This is a genomic window from Arenibacter troitsensis (assembly GCF_900177645.1).
In the GTDB taxonomy this organism is placed as follows: domain Bacteria; phylum Bacteroidota; class Bacteroidia; order Flavobacteriales; family Flavobacteriaceae; genus Arenibacter; species Arenibacter troitsensis.
Window position 1 is genome coordinate 88,979 of record NZ_FXAO01000002.1, and the last position, 16,672, is coordinate 105,650.

General features: G+C 39.0%; 14 protein-coding genes and 1 pseudogene. 9 read left to right on the forward strand and 6 right to left on the reverse strand.

Annotated elements, in window-relative coordinates:
* Window positions 1-96 precede the first annotated feature (96 nt).
* Window positions 97-555 carry a DUF4442 domain-containing protein gene (locus tag B9Y87_RS05055; RefSeq protein WP_085496842.1) on the reverse strand — a complete coding sequence of 153 codons (459 nt, stop codon included), beginning with the start codon at window positions 553-555 and terminating at the stop codon, window positions 97-99.
* 266 nt (window positions 556-821) lie between these two features.
* Here B9Y87_RS05055 and B9Y87_RS05060 point away from each other — a divergent pair, with 266 nt between their 5' ends.
* The 6 genes from B9Y87_RS05060 to B9Y87_RS05085 all read left to right on the forward strand — a co-directional run bounded on the left by B9Y87_RS05060 (window position 822) and on the right by B9Y87_RS05085 (window position 6,567).
* Window positions 822-1,298, forward strand: a complete 477-nt coding sequence (locus B9Y87_RS05060) for a DUF4870 domain-containing protein (RefSeq protein ID WP_085496844.1) — start codon at window positions 822-824, stop codon at window positions 1,296-1,298.
* Between the two features lie 119 nt (window positions 1,299-1,417).
* The gene (locus tag B9Y87_RS05065; RefSeq protein WP_085496845.1) at window positions 1,418-1,753 is read left to right on the forward strand and encodes a PadR family transcriptional regulator; all 336 of its coding nucleotides are present in this window, start codon (window positions 1,418-1,420) and stop codon (window positions 1,751-1,753) included.
* A gap of 3 nt (window positions 1,754-1,756) precedes the next feature.
* The gene (locus B9Y87_RS05070) at window positions 1,757-3,508 is read left to right on the forward strand and encodes a PspC domain-containing protein (RefSeq protein WP_085496847.1); all 1,752 of its coding nucleotides are present in this window, start codon (window positions 1,757-1,759) and stop codon (window positions 3,506-3,508) included.
* 144 nt (window positions 3,509-3,652) lie between these two features.
* Window positions 3,653-4,378, forward strand: coding sequence for a head GIN domain-containing protein (locus B9Y87_RS05075; protein ID WP_085496849.1), 726 nt, complete (start codon window positions 3,653-3,655; stop codon window positions 4,376-4,378).
* 123 nt (window positions 4,379-4,501) lie between these two features.
* On the forward strand, window positions 4,502-5,512 hold the full coding sequence (locus tag B9Y87_RS05080; protein WP_085496852.1) for a dipeptide epimerase: 1,011 nt from the start codon (window positions 4,502-4,504) through the stop codon (window positions 5,510-5,512).
* On the forward strand, window positions 5,512-6,567 hold the full coding sequence (locus tag B9Y87_RS05085) for an 8-amino-7-oxononanoate synthase (RefSeq protein ID WP_085496854.1): 1,056 nt from the start codon (window positions 5,512-5,514) through the stop codon (window positions 6,565-6,567). Before B9Y87_RS05080 ends, B9Y87_RS05085 begins: the two co-directional genes overlap by 1 nt.
* Before the next feature lie 56 nt (window positions 6,568-6,623).
* Here the strand turns inward: B9Y87_RS05085 and B9Y87_RS05090 are convergent, their stop codons facing one another.
* On the reverse strand, window positions 6,624-8,105 hold the full coding sequence (locus B9Y87_RS05090; protein WP_085497525.1) for a SusD/RagB family nutrient-binding outer membrane lipoprotein: 1,482 nt from the start codon (window positions 8,103-8,105) through the stop codon (window positions 6,624-6,626).
* 11 nt (window positions 8,106-8,116) lie between these two features.
* Window positions 8,117-11,239: a SusC/RagA family TonB-linked outer membrane protein gene (locus B9Y87_RS05095; protein WP_085496855.1), complete on the reverse strand. Its 3,123-nt coding sequence runs from the start codon at window positions 11,237-11,239 to the stop codon at window positions 8,117-8,119.
* A gap of 250 nt (window positions 11,240-11,489) precedes the next feature.
* Between B9Y87_RS05095 and B9Y87_RS05100 the strand changes: the two genes are divergently transcribed.
* The gene (locus tag B9Y87_RS05100; RefSeq protein WP_085496857.1) at window positions 11,490-11,936 is read left to right on the forward strand and encodes a hypothetical protein; all 447 of its coding nucleotides are present in this window, start codon (window positions 11,490-11,492) and stop codon (window positions 11,934-11,936) included.
* A gap of 161 nt (window positions 11,937-12,097) precedes the next feature.
* Here the strand turns inward: B9Y87_RS05100 and trxB are convergent, their stop codons facing one another.
* Together trxB and B9Y87_RS05110 are read right to left on the reverse strand one after the other, a co-directional pair.
* The gene (trxB, locus tag B9Y87_RS05105) at window positions 12,098-13,066 is read right to left on the reverse strand and encodes a thioredoxin-disulfide reductase (RefSeq protein ID WP_085496858.1); all 969 of its coding nucleotides are present in this window, start codon (window positions 13,064-13,066) and stop codon (window positions 12,098-12,100) included.
* Between the two features lie 261 nt (window positions 13,067-13,327).
* The gene (locus B9Y87_RS05110) at window positions 13,328-14,176 is read right to left on the reverse strand and encodes a universal stress protein (RefSeq protein ID WP_085496860.1); all 849 of its coding nucleotides are present in this window, start codon (window positions 14,174-14,176) and stop codon (window positions 13,328-13,330) included.
* A gap of 330 nt (window positions 14,177-14,506) precedes the next feature.
* Between B9Y87_RS05110 and B9Y87_RS05115 the strand changes: the two genes are divergently transcribed.
* Window positions 14,507-15,397 carry a DnaJ C-terminal domain-containing protein gene (locus tag B9Y87_RS05115; RefSeq protein WP_085496861.1) on the forward strand — a complete coding sequence of 297 codons (891 nt, stop codon included), beginning with the start codon at window positions 14,507-14,509 and terminating at the stop codon, window positions 15,395-15,397.
* 70 nt (window positions 15,398-15,467) lie between these two features.
* Window positions 15,468-15,755, forward strand: coding sequence for a chaperone modulator CbpM (locus B9Y87_RS05120; RefSeq protein ID WP_085496863.1), 288 nt, complete (start codon window positions 15,468-15,470; stop codon window positions 15,753-15,755).
* 70 nt (window positions 15,756-15,825) lie between these two features.
* On the opposite strand, the pseudogene B9Y87_RS05125 reads toward B9Y87_RS05120, so the two are convergent.
* Window positions 15,826-16,668: pseudogene (locus tag B9Y87_RS05125) on the reverse strand (IS3 family transposase); the annotation flags it as partial.
* Window positions 16,669-16,672 lie beyond the last annotated feature (4 nt).

A 16,672-nucleotide genomic window follows, 5' to 3' on the forward strand; every position in this document is an offset into this window, starting at 1 on the left:
AAAAAACCTAATTGGCAAATTGATCCATTAGTTCATTGATTCATTAGTATATTGATTCATTAGTATATGGATTCATTGGTAAGTTAGCACATTAAATCATGAAGCCTTAACCTTAAGGGTCCATTCAAAATTGAAGGTGGAAACTACAATACCTTCCTCGTTTACACCCACCGATTTCATCCATATGGTCTGACCCTCGCCCGTTTCAATGGTTTTTTTTATGGCATCCGCTATAAGATGACCCTCCTCACAGGTAAAGGTAATTTTACCTGTCGCTTTTTTTGAAAAATTAGCATTGTTATTGGCCACTAGCATAGAAATATTCTTTCCGCTCTTTCTAATCTGATTCATGACCATAGCACCTGTGGTAAGCTCAGCGGCCATCCCCTGAACGGCCCAAAACAAGGATTTGAACGGATTTTGATTGATCCACCGGTGCCTTACGGTTACTATGGCCTTATTGTCATCAATATATCTTAAACGCACTCCTGTCCACCATACAGCAGGGAGCTTGAAAAAGCTGAACATGTTAATTTTACTTGCATCGGAAGCCATAACGATTGTTTAATGTCTATCAAAAGTATATAAAATGTATGAATCGACAATTGTTAATATATTGTTAAATTGCAGTACTTTGTTTTGCATAGTACCTTCTTTTAGATATATATTTGCATAAGAAGTTATTAGGCTTAATAAGATCAAACCTTAAAAATGACTTCCATTAACCCTTTAAAAGAGTTTTGGATACAAACACAAACTTTAGATCCTAAACCTAAATTAAAACTAACAGAGTATTTATTATGGACACTAATCATACAACAATGGCCGAAACACTAAGCAAACACGAAAAAAATTTGGCGGCCATTATACATGCCTCCACCTTTTCCAAGTATTTTATACCTTTTGGGAATTTCCTTCTTCCATTAATCCTTTGGACAGCCAATAAAAAAGACCATAGCTTCGTAGACAAAAATGGCAAACGCGCCCTAAATTTTCAAATCAGTCTATTATTATATTCTATTGTCTTAGGAATATTCACTGTTCCTTTTATGATAGGGATTATACCGGAAATTTTTCACTTGGCAGATTTTAACTTCGCCAATTTTAACGAATTCAACGGTATAAATTTAGATTTTCACTCCTTTCATCCCGGTAGATTGCTTTGGCCATTGGGAATAGTAGGAGCCGCACATCTGGGGCTATTCCTGGTAAATATAGTCTATACCATATTGGCCACCATTCGAACTAGTGAAGGACTGGATTTTCAGTACCCCATTAGCATACCATTTATTAGATAAAATTTAATCACAATTAGTACTCATCACACTAATTCGAGAGTTTATTCATCAATTAAAATCAAAATGCTGCAACGCGATCATCAAAAAACGAACAGTAAAATTATTATAATCATGTAATTATGAACATTGAAAACACAAAAGCACAAATGCGCAAGGGCGTTTTGGAGTATTGCATACTCTCCATTCTCAACGGAGACGACAAGTATACCTCCGAAATCCTGGACACCTTAAAGGATGCTAAAATGCTAGTAGTAGAAGGTACCATTTATCCTTTGCTTACAAGACTAAAAAATGCAGGTTTGCTCAACTATCGTTGGGAAGAATCCACTTCAGGTCCCCCAAGAAAGTATTACACATTAACAGAGACTGGGAAACTGTTCCTAAAGGAATTGGATACCACCTGGGACGAACTAAGAAATGCAACAAACCTTGTTACCAAAACAAAAAACAGCTAAAAAATGAACAAGACAATAAATATAAATCTGGCCAATTTATTCTTTCACATAGATGAACAAGCCTACAATAAACTACAACGTTATTTAGAGGCCATAAAACGTTCCTTTGCGAATACCAGTGGTAGCGAAGAGATCATAGCCGATATTGAGGCCAGAATAGCCGAACTGTTCCATGAAAAAATGGAAAATGAAAGACAGGTAATTACAGAGAAGGAAGTGGACGAGGTTATAGGGATCATGGGACAACCCGAAGATTACATGGTAGACGAGGATATTTTTGAAGATCAACCACAGACACAAAAAAAACCGCGTAGGGTTAGAAAATTATACAGGGACATAGACAATAAATATATTGGGGGTGTTTCTGCAGGTCTGGGACATTATTTTGGAATAGATGCCCTTTGGGTTAGACTTATTTGGATTCTTCTGACCATATTTAGTTGGGGAGGATTTGTATTCATTTATATCCTCTTATGGATTTTAATTCCGGAGGCCGTAACTACGGCCCAGAAGCTGGATATGCGCGGTGAGGCCGTTAACATTAGCAATATTGAAAAAAAAGTAAAGGAAAGTTTTGACGATGTAGCGGAAAAGGTCAAAAATGTGGACTATGAAAAAGTTGGAAATAAGGTAAAGGACGGTAGCCGCGGTTTCTTCAATGCCATTGCCGATATTATTATGTTCTTTTTTAAGATTATTGGCAAATTCATAGGAATAATCCTTATAATTATAGGGGCTGCAGGAATAGTAGCCCTATTGGTAGGCCTTTTTACGGTAGGTATATTGGATATAATTCACTTACCTGGAGTGGATTTTTATAATCTTGTCAATTCCACCAATACTCCGGTATGGGTGGTTTCAATTCTGGCATTTTTCGCCATTGGAATTCCCTTTTTCTTTCTAATGTACCTAGGTCTAAAGATTTTGGTGAACAATTTAAAATCCATCGGCAATGTTGTAAAATTTACGCTGCTGGGTTTGTGGCTGATCTCTATAATATTATTGACCGTTTTTGGCATACACCAAGCCGCTGCCCATGCCTACTCTGGTAATGTGGCCATTGAAAAGGAATTGGTTTTTGCAAAACCTTCGGAACCGGTTAAAATAAATTTACGATCAACTGACAGGGACAAACAGGAAAACAATATGCGAATTAATGGGATTGTATTGGATTATACCGAAAATGGGGAAGAAATTCTTATTTCACGGGATTTTCGTTTGTACTTAAAAATGTCCCACGATTCCATAGCCCGAATCGAAGTGAGGAAAAACGCCAATGGGAATTCCTTTAAAAATGCAACAGAGACAGCAGGCAAGATCAACTACAGTTACTTGGTGCAAGGCAACACTATTCTATTGGATGACTATTTATCAACCGGTAGGGAAAATAAATTTAGAGATCAAGATGTAAGGGTATATCTCTACCTCCCTATGGGGACCAAAGTAGAATTCGGGAGTTCTCCAGAAAACTGTTGGATAATCAGAGCCAATAATGACCGGAATATGGACGGTTGTGAAATAAGTCAATTTTCTTGGATTATGGATAAGGGCGGTGAAATGAAATGTGAAAACTGTCCTGAAATTGAAGAAGTCGACGACGACAAGAATGGTAAAATTATAATTAATGAGGATGGGGTGGATATTGACATAAAGGGCAACGGTGATAATTTTAAACTTAAGATAGACGACAAGGGGGTACAGATAAAAACCAACGAAACCAATCGCACCTATTTAAAAGAGGATACCGTTCAGTAGGCTCTTTTAACAACTCGGTAAACGATATTATGGCCAAAGCAACCTAATTGATAATTTTAAACAAACCATTAAACAGTAACATTAATCAATCCTTGAAATACTCTGTCCCCCGAGAGATCATTACAAGACTCAAAAACAACAATCATGACAACACTAGCAAGAATTACCATCACACTAATCTTGGCAATCCTATTTTCTTCATGCGGTTTTGATATCAACATCGGACCTGGCAAGAAAGGAAATGGAATTGTGGAAGAAGACAACCGAAGGGTGACTTCGGATTTTACCGCTATTTCAGTATCCGAAGGCTTGGACGCCTACGTTACCCAAGGCGATGATTTCGAAATTATAGTGGAGGCCGATGAAAATATCATAGACCTAATTGGAACCGATATCAAAAATGGAACCTTACGGATCCATGCCATTGAAAATATTGGTAGGGCTACCAAGAATATCCATGTAACCCTACCTGTAATTACAGCCTTGGAAACTTCCAGTGGTGCCGCCCTGGCTACTAAAAACACTATAGAGGCCGAGAACATTGAATTAAACTCCAGTAGTGGTTCCAATCTTCAAATTGAGGCGCTCAAGGCTTACCATGTAATAGCGGAATCCAGCAGCGGTGCCCAAATTAGGGTGGCTGGAGAAACAGAAACACTCAATAGCAGTGCCAGTAGTGGCTCTGGAATAAAGGCCGAAAATTTGAGTTCCGAAAAATGTAGCGCCAATGCCAGTAGTGGTGCCGGTATTAGGGTAAACGCATCCGAATCCTTAATTGCCAAGGCCAGTAGTGGCGGAGATATCCGCTATACCGGAAGTGCAAAAGTAGAGCAAAAAAAATCGAGCTCCGGAAGTGTCAGCGCATTATAAATGTCAGACCCTTTATTATTTAAGATTTCATTGATCTAAAATATTCAAAACCCATTGAGATTTCAATGGGTTTTCATTTTCCAATACATCATCTTTCTTTATATTCGTTCAATAAATTATGTTATGAAAATAAAGATCAAAAAATATGTACTTCCGCTAAAGCACACTTTCAGTATTTCCAGGGAATCCCATGATTTTCAAGATTCTATGATCGTTTCACTGGAACTGGATGGTAAAACGGGCTACGGTGAAGCAACATCCAACCCCTACTATAAAATAACTTTTGAAACCATGAAGGCGGAGATTGAAAATGTCAGGGAAGAAATAGAGGGTTTTAACTTTAAGGATCCGGAGGCCTTCCATGCGTTTTTGGTTTCCAAGAAATTGAGCAATTTCGCTATCTGCGCACTAGATCTTGCCGCCAACGATTTGTACGGAAAAATTCTGGGCAAACCATTGTATGAAATATGGAATACGGACAACAGTAGTTATCCCATAACCAACTATACTATTGGTTTGGATTCCATTGAAAAAATGGTGGATAAGATGAAAGAGATGCCTTGGCCCATATATAAAATTAAGCTAGGCACCGATAAAGATGTGGAGATAGTAAGGGAACTTCGCAAACATACCGATGCTATTTTCAGAGTAGATGCCAATTGTGCATGGACGGCAGAGGAAACCATTGCCAACGCCCCCTTATTAAAGGATTTGGGAGTTGAGTTTTTGGAACAACCCCTTAAAGCGGATGATTGGACAGGAATGGAAGCCGTAATGCACCAAAGCGTTCTTCCTGTAATTGCGGATGAAAGCTGTATAGTGGAAAGCGATGTTGAGAAATGCGCGCTTCACTTTAACGGAATCAACATAAAATTGACAAAATGTGGCGGCCTCACCCCAGCACGGAGAATGATCAAAAGGGCCAAGGAATTAAATCTACAAGTAATGGTGGGCTGTATGACCGAATCCACTGTTGGTATATCGGCCATTGCCCAACTAATTCCACAATTGGATTATGTGGATATGGACGGTGCCATGTTGTTAAAGGAAGATATTGCCGACGGGGTGATTATTGAGGATAATGGCAAGGTAATCTTCCCTACCTCTGGTGGAAGCGGAATAAGTTTGCGTTGATGACTATTTATACCGATGGGTTCCCAGGGAGGGAACTGGAGTTTGAGCACAGGAAATTTTTATATTTTGGCGGTACTTCCTATCTGGGGCTGCAAACGGACGAAACTTTTCAGGAAATTTTTATTTCCAATATCAGGAAATACGGAACCAATTACGGAGCCTCCAGAAAATCGAATATAAGGATTACCATTTTTGAAAAAGCAGAACAGTTCCTATCCCAATTGGTGGGGTGTGAGTCTAGCGCCATATTGTCCTCCGGTTATTTGGCTGGACAATTGGTGAGGCAAACTATGGATACCAAAGAACATAGACTGTTCTATGCCCCCAATACCCATTCTGCACTTTATTCCCCTACTTCATCAACAAAGCTGAAACCATACATTACTTTCACTGCTTTGAACATAGCTATTAGGGCACATATGGAAACTAATCCAACAACAACTCCAGTGGTTTTTTTGGATGCCATTGATTTTTCAGGGGCCAATTATCCGGATTTTGAGGGATTAAGAACATTACCATTGGAAAAGATTATCCTAGTGGTAGATGATTCACATGGAATTGGCATTGTAGGTGAAGATGGTGGTGGTACTTTTAGAAGGTTGATAGAATTAAATCCTAAAGAACTTATTGTTTGCTGTTCATTGGGAAAAGGGTTTGGGATTCAAGCGGGGTCCATTTTTGGAACTAAAAGGAGAATTGAGCAGTTTACCGACACTCCTTTCTTTGGAGGGGCAAGTCCGGCCTCACCTGCAGCAATGGCCTGTTTAATTGATGGCAAGACCCTCTTTTCTGAAAAAAGGGATTTACTAATTAAGAATATGGAGTTATTCAAGTCCAATATCAAAACTTTGAATAGATTTAAATATATGGAGGCCCATCCTGCCTATAGCTTTACTGATGAAAAGCTTGTAGATTATCTAGAACGGCAAAATGTTTTAGTGACGAGCTTTCGTTATCCCGATGAGGATTCCCCTCTAATGAGCAGAATTGTTATAAGTGCCCATCACAACAGGGAGGATATCCTTTTACTATGCAATATTATTAATTCCTATTAGTAAAACGAAACGGCCATCCGTTGTGGATGGCCGCTCTTATTAACATTTACATACCATTAATTATCCCACCACACTGGGGTAACCGGGGATTGTTGATTTGCCAAAACATTGGCCTCATTTCTACTCAACTCGGTTGAAGGATAAATGGCCCTCCTAAACCATTGTCCAGCAAACTCACTGTCATCACTAGCATCCTCCAATCTTATTTGTAAACCTGTGAAGACATCATCGGAAAAATCATATCTTCTATAATCCACAAAAGTCTCTGGATTCAAAAAGTTATTGATATATTTTTCCTTCATAATATGATGTAACATTAGCCCTGCTTCACCAACAGCTATGGCCCCATCGGCCAAATAATCAGAACCATCCACATCATACATATCCATACTAGCCTGAATCCCTTCCAAATAAGCGGTATACGCCTCTGCACTAGACCCAGTACTTATGGTGTTTCCTCCGTTGGCCAAAAAAGCAGCCTCTGCCTCTATAAATTTAGCTTCGGCATAACTGATCAACAATAAAGGAGAATCTACACTGGTATAATATCCATCGGTCTTAAAACGGGTATTGGCATCACTACCGTCCGGAGCTATACCGGCACCTCCACTTACAAAACCTTTCCATTCCGTCTCGTCCCCATTTTCAGCAAACAAGGGCAGCCTTGGATCTATGGTAAGTGCACCACTTTCAAACGGATAATAATCCCCATTCATAGAACTCACCAGCTGACTAGCTATGTCATTACTAAGGTTACCAGTAGCTCTTGCCAAAATTTCTGCAGAATACCAAGGGTTGATATTTTTCTCATTGTAATACATCTCAAAGTTATCGTCATTTGAAGTAAAACCATTGGCAATGGACGCTAAAACATCATTTGCAGTAACAGTACCTTTGTTTACCAAATGCAACTGATATCTTGCTTTTATAGTATAGGCCGCTCTTAACCATTGATCGGAATCTCCCCCATAGATAAGGTCAGAACTTCCCAAATTGAAGCCAGAGTTGTCTGGACCTTCCAATGCTGTGATAGCCGAATTTAAAAGTGTAAAGATTTCACTGTAAATTAATTCCTGGGTATCAAAAGTTGGAAAATTGTTATCTGGGCCATCCGTTGCATCTGAATAAGGTATATTATCCCAAGTATCCGTCGCAATTCCAAGATTTATGGCAACAAGAATATCCGATATAGCACCAATATGAGTGGCATTGGCTTCCGCAGCCTTCTCTTTTACAGCCTTAAGATTGGGCAAAATATAAAGATATATCTGACTCCACAGACCACTTGCCTCTGTTTGTCCGGCAGCTCCGCCCCCAGTAGATACAAAATTCTGTACATAATTACCAAAAGCCAATTCGGCAGATCGCTGGCCTTCCATAGTGCTATGAATTACCGGTGCCATTAAATCTTGCATTCTCAGCTCCTCCAAAGTTGCTGTGTTGGAAGGAGTATTTACATCAAAATAATCATCACTACACGAAATTTGCGCAACTAATAGAAGTGATAAAATTCCTGTTTTTATAATATTGTTTTTCATGTTTATCATATTTAGAATGAAATATTTAGACCAAAAGAGTAGCTTTGGCTCAACGGTACACTAAGTCCTGTAAAACCGTAAACATTGCTACCAGCACTATACTGGTTTCCTTCTGGGTCATAACCATCGAATGGGGTCCATACAAGAATATTGGATGCACTTACAGAAAGGCTCAACTTTTCCATTTTAAGGTCCCGGGTAAATTTGTTATCCATATCATAAGATAAACTAACATTGCGCAATTTAACCCATGATGCATCCTGCACCAATACTTCTGCTGCCCTATTATATACATTTGAATTTCTGTAATAATTCTCATCTATCAAAGCGGGTGTAGTGTTAGTGGTAAACCCCCCACTTCCATTGTCCATTACCCCTTCCAAAACCACTTCCTCATCTCTGACCAATGTACTCAAAGGATTACCATTTCTAATGGAATTTCTAAGACCTGAATCATAAAGATCGCCACCTTTCTTATATTCCAACAAGAAATTGAATCCTATACCCTTCCATTTGAAATTACTACCCAAGGAAGAGATGAAGTCAGGAAAGGCATTACCTACTTTTACCCTTTCATCCAATACAATTTCTGGATAGCCGTTCTCGTCCAAATAGCGTTCACCATCCTCGTACCTCCATTTATATCCGTACAGATTCCCCATTTTATCACCAGCCCTAATTTCCGAAGTAATTCCGGCAAAACCAGAATCTGCAAAAATAATGGACTCAATATCATCAGGGATTTCCAATACTTTTCCTTCACTGGTAGACCAGTTAAGAATCAACTCCCATCTAAAATCATTGCTTCTTATAATGTCTGCACTAACCAATAATTCATGTCCAAAAACTTCGTAATCCCCTGCATTCCTGGTAATTCCTGAAAGCCCGGAAGAGTATGCCGTACCCACGGTAAATATTTGATCCTTAACGCGTGTTTTGTAATAGGCATAATCCAATCTGATCCTATCTTTCATAAATCTAAGATCTGCACCAAATTCTGTGGATTGATTGCGTTCCGGAACTATATCCAAATCTCCCAATAAAGTACTTCTTCTATATCCACCAGCACCACCGAATGGGAAATCGCCATCCACAACAAAATACTGGCCAACATCCCCAAAACCGGGTCCTTTACCTACCTCAGCCCAGGAAGCCCTAAGTTTACCAAAAGTAAATACGTCATTATCTCCGAATACATCGGAAACATCATAAGCCAAACTAGCCGATGGATAAAAGAATGATCTATTTTCTTTGGGCAAGGTGGACAGCCAGTCATTTCTACCGGTTAGGGTCAAGAACAACTTGTCTTTATAACCCAATTTTAATTCTCCAAAGGCACCAACGTTTCGCAGTTGTGTTACACTATTGTTCAGAAAATAATTAATGGTGTTTCCAATTTCGTTAATTCCAGGAACGTTTAGGCCTTCTCCCCTAGCCTCGTCATAATCCCTTTTGGTGTCGGAAATCTGATGTCCCAATGTAAGATCTGTAGTAAAATCATCCGACCAATCCTTGGTGAATGCAACCAAAAGATTGGATTCTAGACCAGTAAAATTGATATTCTGATTTAGCACAAATCCACCAACCTGGGAGCCGCCATCCAAATCTGGGCCAACATATCGATTTCTTTGATCAGAATAATTATCTATTTGGGCTGCGTAAGTAACATTAACCCATTCCTTGGGACTCCAATTCAGGGTGGCATTACCTATCCATCTATTTACATCATCAATGAGGCTACTTGTTTCCATCAAATACCTGGGGTTATCAATTATCCCAAAAGAATAATCCCTTTCGGTGCCATCAGCATTCATATAATCATTTATTGGAAAGGTCCCTGAGTAATAGGAAAGAGCACTCATAACGGATTTATCCCCTCCATTGGCCCTACGCCCGCCAGATTTAGTATAGGCAATAGAAGAATTCAATGTCAATTGATCAGAAATCTTATAACCTGCTTTTAACCTAAAATTATTCTTCGCGTAATCCGTGTTTGGCAGAACGCCATCTTCTTGGTCTTTTCCCATGGAAAAGAAATAATCCAATTTTTCATTGGCTCCACTAATACTTACGTTTACTTGGGAATTGAATCCGGTCCTAAAAATGTCGTATGGACTGTAAAAACGATCACCTGTTAAATCAACCACCGTACCGTTGGACAAGGTATAGGAATCATCGGTATATCTAGGTCCCCAGCTATAAAAAGAGGTAGCATTTTGAACCCTATTAAAGCCAGTTTCCGAGTCCGGATCGTAAAGTGTCCTAGGTGCCCCACTAAACCCTTCCCTATAGGTAGTTTGTAAGGATGGTGTTGTTTGTATGTCCCTAAAGGTTGTTGAGGCCGTTAAATTAATTTTAGCCTTCCCTTTTTTACCTTTTTTGGTAGTAATTATAATAGCTCCATTGGAGGCCCTTACGCCGTATAAAGCCGTTGCAGCGGCTCCCTTAAGTACGTTGAAACTTTCAATGTCCTCAGGGTTGATATCCCCGGCTCTGTTGGAAAACGCAAACTGTTCGGAACTACTTGCCGAATTAGACCCTGCACTTGGCCTTACTTCACCGGAAAAGGTATCGTTGTTCAATGCAATCCCATCAACAACTATTAAAGGTTGATTGCTCCTACTGGGGTTAACGGAAGTAATACCCCTTATCAAAATATCCACTCCACCACCTGAGGATCCAGAAGTTCTATTGATTTGAACCCCCGCAACTCTACCTTGCAAACTTTCCATGGGATTTGATTGCCCAGCTAAATTAAGGTCTTCAGTATTAACTTGGGTAACAGAATATCCTAGGGATTTTTGTTTCTTCTCAACACCAAAGGCTGTGACCACAACCTCATCCAACGCACTTGCATCTTCCGAAAGAACAATACTTAATTCCGTATTTGATGTAATCGTAACATCCTGCGATTTCATTCCCAAATACGAAAATCGTACAATGTCGCCCTGCTTGGCCGCGATTGCAAAATTACCATCAAAATCGGTAGTGGCTCCCGTATTGGACCCAACAATTAAAACAGTAACCCCAGGAAGTGGCATGCCACTTTCATCTTTAACGTTACCGGTAACATTTTGCGCAAAGCCATGCCAAGTTAGCATGAAGGTGCACAACAACAATAGTTTTTGTATCATATTAGTTTGTTTTTATTAATCTAAGTTAAAAATCATAAAAAAATCATAAAAATCAAACATTGAGGGGGCGAAATGTGATTTATACAATAATAGCGCTAGTTGTCAAAGTTTTTATCACAAAATACAGGCTATAAACTGCTATTATTTAATTCTTTTTGACAAGGTTATTTTAACATATTCCCAGTTTCATATGTTAATATTCTAAAAAAGTCGTAACTTATAAGTATCTAAACTCATAAATGAAATCGCCATGAAAAAAATACTTGGAATAGTTTTATTAATGTTGTTTTTGGTATCCGCGACCGAAAATACATCTTCTAAAATTCAAAACCCCAACACCTTGGAAGGTACTTGGGAATTGGTAAGCTTTAACAATTACGATGGCAACGATGTTGTAAAAACCATACCTCCAACAGATGGTTACCGTCAGATTAAAATGTTTTATAATGGAAAGGTAATGTGGACCCGATATGTACCCACAGATTCCATTGAATGGTTTGGTTATGGCTCTTATAAAGCTACGGACAGTACCTTGACAGAAAAATTGGAATATATGTCCGCTTCCATGAGGAAAGTTGCCAATGAAAACATGGAATGGCATATGGAGCTAAAATTGGAGGGGGACAAATACAGCCAAATCTTTATTGATGCGGATGGGAACCGAATTAATTCTGAAAACTACAAACGTCTAAACTAGAATAAGATTCAAGTTCGACTTTCCAGTGGGATATAACAAATTTACACTCCATGACTAAAAAAAACGATCTGTACCCGGAACATAGGTTCCTCGTACAGATCGTTTCCAACTGCCCTTAATTCATGTATTATACATTTTGGGCATTACTAGTAAAATGCCGTTTAAGACGAAACTTCTTGATGGCTTTCAATGGTTGCCAAATATCGCTCCGCATCCAATGCTGCCATACAGCCAGTTCCGGCAGCCGTAACCGCCTGTCTATATTCCTTATCCTGGACATCCCCACTCGCAAAAACCCCAGGCTTACTAGTTTTGGTAGTTTTACCATGGGTAATTATATACCCTGTCTCATCCATTTCCAGTTGTCCCTTAAAAATATCGGTATTGGGTTTATGACCAATGGCAATGAACAATCCTGTAATGGCAATGTCCTCTTTTTCTCCGGTAACATTGTTCACCATTCGTAAACCTTCCACTACCTGATCGCCCAAAACCGTATCTACTTCCGTATTGTAACGAATTTCAATATTGTCCAAGCTATTTACCCTATGTTGCATGGCCTTTGAAGCACGCATTTCGTCCCTTCTCACCAACATAGTAACTTTTTTACAAATATTGGCCAAATAAGAAGCTTCCTCAGCTGCAGTGTCACCTGCCCCTACAATTGCAACCTCCTGTCCTTTATAAAAGAAGCCATCACATACTGCACATGCCGATACTCCACCTCCACGAAGCTTTTGTTCGCTTGGGATACCTAGATATTTAGCAGTAGCTCCAGTTGAAATAATTACGGTTTCCGCTTCTATAATCTTGCTGTCGTCTACGGTAACCTTGTGTATCCCACCTACTTCATCACTAAAATTTACGGCCGTAATCATACCAATACGTACCTCGGTACCAAATCGTTCAGCCTGTTTTTGTAATTGAACCATCATTGTTGGCCCATCAACTCCTTCTGGATATCCAGGGAAGTTATCCACCTCTGTTGTAGTGGTCAATTGTCCACCAGGTTCCATTCCAGTATATAGTACAGGCTTTAAATCTGCCCTAGATGCATATATAGCTGCAGTATAACCTGCAGGTCCCGAACCAATAATCAACGTTTTTAAACGCTCTACTTTATCTGCCATAATAAAAACCTTCTATTATTCTTGTTAGAAAACAAAAGTAGGATTTTCACTAAAAAACTTACGTCAAAAGTTATAAAAAGTTATTATAAAACTAGTTGCTCAAACTATGGTTGTCACCACATTTAACGTTAACGCTCCTTTTTGTTGTAAAATTGGAAATACTAAACGGAAAGTTTAATGTCAATAGATATATTTATTCAAAATTAAACGGTTTCATCAGTAAAGGGAAATATAAATGCTTATCTGTAGATTATAACATGGCTATCCCAACAATTGATAAGGTAAAACCATAAAAGGTATATTTGAATGAAAACCAATTTGATTTATTACCGGTTTTAAAAAAAGATTCTCCAAAAAACTGTGCTTGTTCTTTACCATAACCAACATTTGATGATTCAGTTCTACTTGAATACTATTGATAGCCTCAATGATTCCCTGATCCGGTAATTCATGAAACTTATGTTTAGTTTCCGCCAATAAATGATCCAATTTGTTTTTGTTCTTTTTCTGTTCTTCACTGAGTTCGTAACCGGAACGTACGTGCATAATATCCAATGTTGATTTATGCGCCTTAGCTATAAACAATACCTGCTTTATCAATGCAAAATTGTACTCTATTTCATAGTCGGTTGGAAATAGGATTTTTATGGGCATCTCAATATTAAAATCAAAAGGGATGGCCAATACAGGGCATTTTGCCCTTTTTATGGTATGCACCGTACTACTGCCCAAAAATATTTCCTTTGCCCCCGTGGCTCCTTGGGTCCCCATAATTATGAGATCTATTTTTTTACTTTCTACGAGTTCATCAATGGCATCCATCAGAACACTGAAGGCACTATAGGTTTTAAAAATATGCTGAGGGTTATTGAACTGTGAAATTACCTTTTGTTTTAGTTCTTCCAATTTTGTTTCGGAATCTGTGCGGTAAATATCCCCTAACCCCAATTGCCCCGGACTGTGCAATAGATACTCGGACTGATAAATAGCTGGAGTATAGGTGTGTAACAAATGAAAGGTACAATTTTCATCTCTAAGCAAACGAACGGCATAGAAAATGGCCTTATAGGCATTATCCGAAAAATCCGTGGGTATCAAAATATTTTTCATATCAATATTTTTTTTGTTGACCAATAGTGAACTGGTACCGAAATTTAATAGAACTGTATTAATAAGTACTGCTTGAATAGAATAATCATTATCTCAATCAAGGTAAAATTCGATTACATTTTTTTAAAGGTTACACCGAAATTTAGTGAAATAAAACCGATCGGTTCATGATATTAATCAGTTGGATCCACGACTGATTTGAATAATTTTGCGGAAGTTATATTTAACCCAGAAATATTTTATGAACCAGGGTTGATATATATTCAATTATAATAATCGCTAATTGATGTTTCAAAAATCGAATAAGTATAAAGCATAAATAACTTCGAGGTGAAATTTATAGACTACTACAAAATCTTGGGATTGGACAAAAGCGCCAGTCAGAGTGAAATAAAAAAGGCTTATCGGAAATTGGCTAGAAAACATCATCCGGATGTTAATCCCAATGACAAGGAAGCTGAAAAAAAGTTTAAGGAAATCAATGAAGCCAATGAGGTACTCAGCGATCCCGAAAAACGTAAAAAATACGATAAATACGGAAAGGATTGGGAGCATGCAGAAGAGTTCGAAAAGGCTAGGGCGTCCCAACAATCGGCATACGGAAGGGGCGGGCAAAGTTATTCCCAAAGTTATGGGGAACATGATTTCTCAGATTTTTTCGAATCCATGTTTGGAGGATCTGGTGGGTTTTCAGGAAGATCCAAGGCCCGTTATAGAGGCCAGGACCTAAACGCGGAGTTAAAATTGCACCTTAGGGATGTATTTAAGACACATAAGCAAACACTGAATGTGAACGGTAAAAACATCAGGATTACGGTCCCTGCCGGAATAGAAAATGGCCAAACCATAAAAATTAACGGTCATGGCGGGCCGGGCCATCAGGGGGGTCCCAATGGCGATCTATATATTACCTTTGGCATCCTAAACGATACGGCCTTCAAAAGGGATGGCAACAACCTTTACACTACGGTAAACTTGGACTTATATACTGCCCTTTTGGGCGGTGAAATAATGGTGAACACCTTTGACGGACAAGTAAAATTGAAGGTTAAACCGGAAACCCAGAACGGTACCAAAATAAAATTAAAAGGCAAAGGCTTCCCTGCTTATAAACAACCGGACGTTTATGGAGACCTATTTATTACATACAATCTTGTGACCCCTACCAATCTAACCGCTAAAGAAAAAGAACTTTTTAAGGAATTGGCCAAACTTCGATAATAATTTTATCTATGAAAAGAGAAAGCAATACTAGGAAGTTCAACCAACACATTCGTAAAATTTAGTCCAAATGGAACAGGAATATATACTTATAACGGACTTTTGTACAAGTCATAATATAGAAACACATTTTGTGATGGAGCTCTACGATTACGGACTGGTAGATATAGTAGTTAAAGAAGATACACACTATCTACCTGTTCAGCAATTACCAAAAGCGGAAAAAATACTTAGACTTCATTCCGATCTTGACATCAACTTGGAGGGTATAGCTGTCATAACGCGACTTTTAAATAGAATGGAGAAAATGCAAAATGAAATTACCCAACTCAATAATAAATTGGATCTCTACAGATAGGGTTAATAGTGAGCATTCCCCCTTCTATGGGACAGTTTTTATATTAAATTAAGTTCCGGTTCATATTGATTTAAGCTGCTTTTTGTTGTTTTGTCCGGTATCTCGCCGAAGGAATGTCATTGTCGATTCCCTGATGCCTTCGTTGGGTATTGTACCTGGTAAAATAATCATCCAATTGTCCATAAAGGTCTATTCCGGACTCCGGAGGATTCAGGTAGATACTTTCGTATTTGACACTTCTCCAAAGGCGTTCTATGAATACATTGTCGATGGCCCTTCCTTTTCCATCCATGCTTAGCTTTATACCATTTGACAGAACAAAGCTGGTAAATACCTCTGAGGTGAATGGGCTTCCTTGGTCCGTATTGATGATCTCGGGTTTTCCTTGGATTGTGATGGCCTCTTCCAAAGTATCCTTGCACCACTGGGCATCCATGGTATTGGATACCGACCAATTGACCACATACCTGCTGTGAAGGTCTATGATGGCCGTTAAATACATAAATCCCTTTTGCATCGGGATATAAGTGATATCGGTCGCCCATACCTGGTCGGGCCTCTCAACGGTCAGATTCCGTAGCAGATATGGATATATCTTATGGGCCTTGTTTCGCTTGGAAGTATGCCTTCCGGGCATCACGGCCCTTAGTCCCATTAATCGATAATAGAGGCGGTCTATTCGCTTTTGGTTGACCCTGTACCCTTTGTCCATAGTAAGCCAAGTATGCATGCCCTTGGCGCCTTTGAAGGAATGGTCCGAATAATGCTCGTCCATCAAACGCATAAGGTCCAGGTTCAGGCTGCTCTCTGCCCTAGGTGTATAGTACAGCCCAGAGCGGTGGATCTGTAGTAGCTGGCTCTGTTTAACAAGACTTAAGTTGGAATGATCCCTACTTATCATTGTGCGTCGTTCTTTG

What these genes read in the sequence shown, in the direction of transcription:
- B9Y87_RS05075 (WP_085496849.1), top strand. Translation starts at nt 3,653, where the DNA reads ATGACAACACTAGCAAGAATTACCATCACACTAATCTTGGCAATCCTA.
- B9Y87_RS05120 (WP_085496863.1), top strand. Translation starts at nt 15,468, where the DNA reads ATGGAACAGGAATATATACTTATAACGGACTTTTGTACAAGTCATAAT.
- B9Y87_RS05070 (WP_085496847.1), top strand. Translation starts at nt 1,757, where the DNA reads ATGAACAAGACAATAAATATAAATCTGGCCAATTTATTCTTTCACATA.
- B9Y87_RS05095 (WP_085496855.1), bottom strand. Translation starts at nt 11,239, where the DNA reads ATGATACAAAAACTATTGTTGTTGTGCACCTTCATGCTAACTTGGCAT.
- B9Y87_RS05110 (WP_085496860.1), bottom strand. Translation starts at nt 14,176, where the DNA reads ATGAAAAATATTTTGATACCCACGGATTTTTCGGATAATGCCTATAAG.
- B9Y87_RS05090 (WP_085497525.1), bottom strand. Translation starts at nt 8,105, where the DNA reads ATGAAAAACAATATTATAAAAACAGGAATTTTATCACTTCTATTAGTT.
- B9Y87_RS05100 (WP_085496857.1), top strand. Translation starts at nt 11,490, where the DNA reads ATGAAAAAAATACTTGGAATAGTTTTATTAATGTTGTTTTTGGTATCC.
- B9Y87_RS05060 (WP_085496844.1), top strand. Translation starts at nt 822, where the DNA reads ATGGCCGAAACACTAAGCAAACACGAAAAAAATTTGGCGGCCATTATA.
- B9Y87_RS05085 (WP_085496854.1), top strand. Translation starts at nt 5,512, where the DNA reads ATGACTATTTATACCGATGGGTTCCCAGGGAGGGAACTGGAGTTTGAG.
- B9Y87_RS05055 (WP_085496842.1), bottom strand. Translation starts at nt 555, where the DNA reads ATGGCTTCCGATGCAAGTAAAATTAACATGTTCAGCTTTTTCAAGCTC.
- trxB (WP_085496858.1), bottom strand. Translation starts at nt 13,066, where the DNA reads ATGGCAGATAAAGTAGAGCGTTTAAAAACGTTGATTATTGGTTCGGGA.
- B9Y87_RS05080 (WP_085496852.1), top strand. Translation starts at nt 4,502, where the DNA reads ATGAAAATAAAGATCAAAAAATATGTACTTCCGCTAAAGCACACTTTC.
- B9Y87_RS05065 (WP_085496845.1), top strand. Translation starts at nt 1,418, where the DNA reads ATGAACATTGAAAACACAAAAGCACAAATGCGCAAGGGCGTTTTGGAG.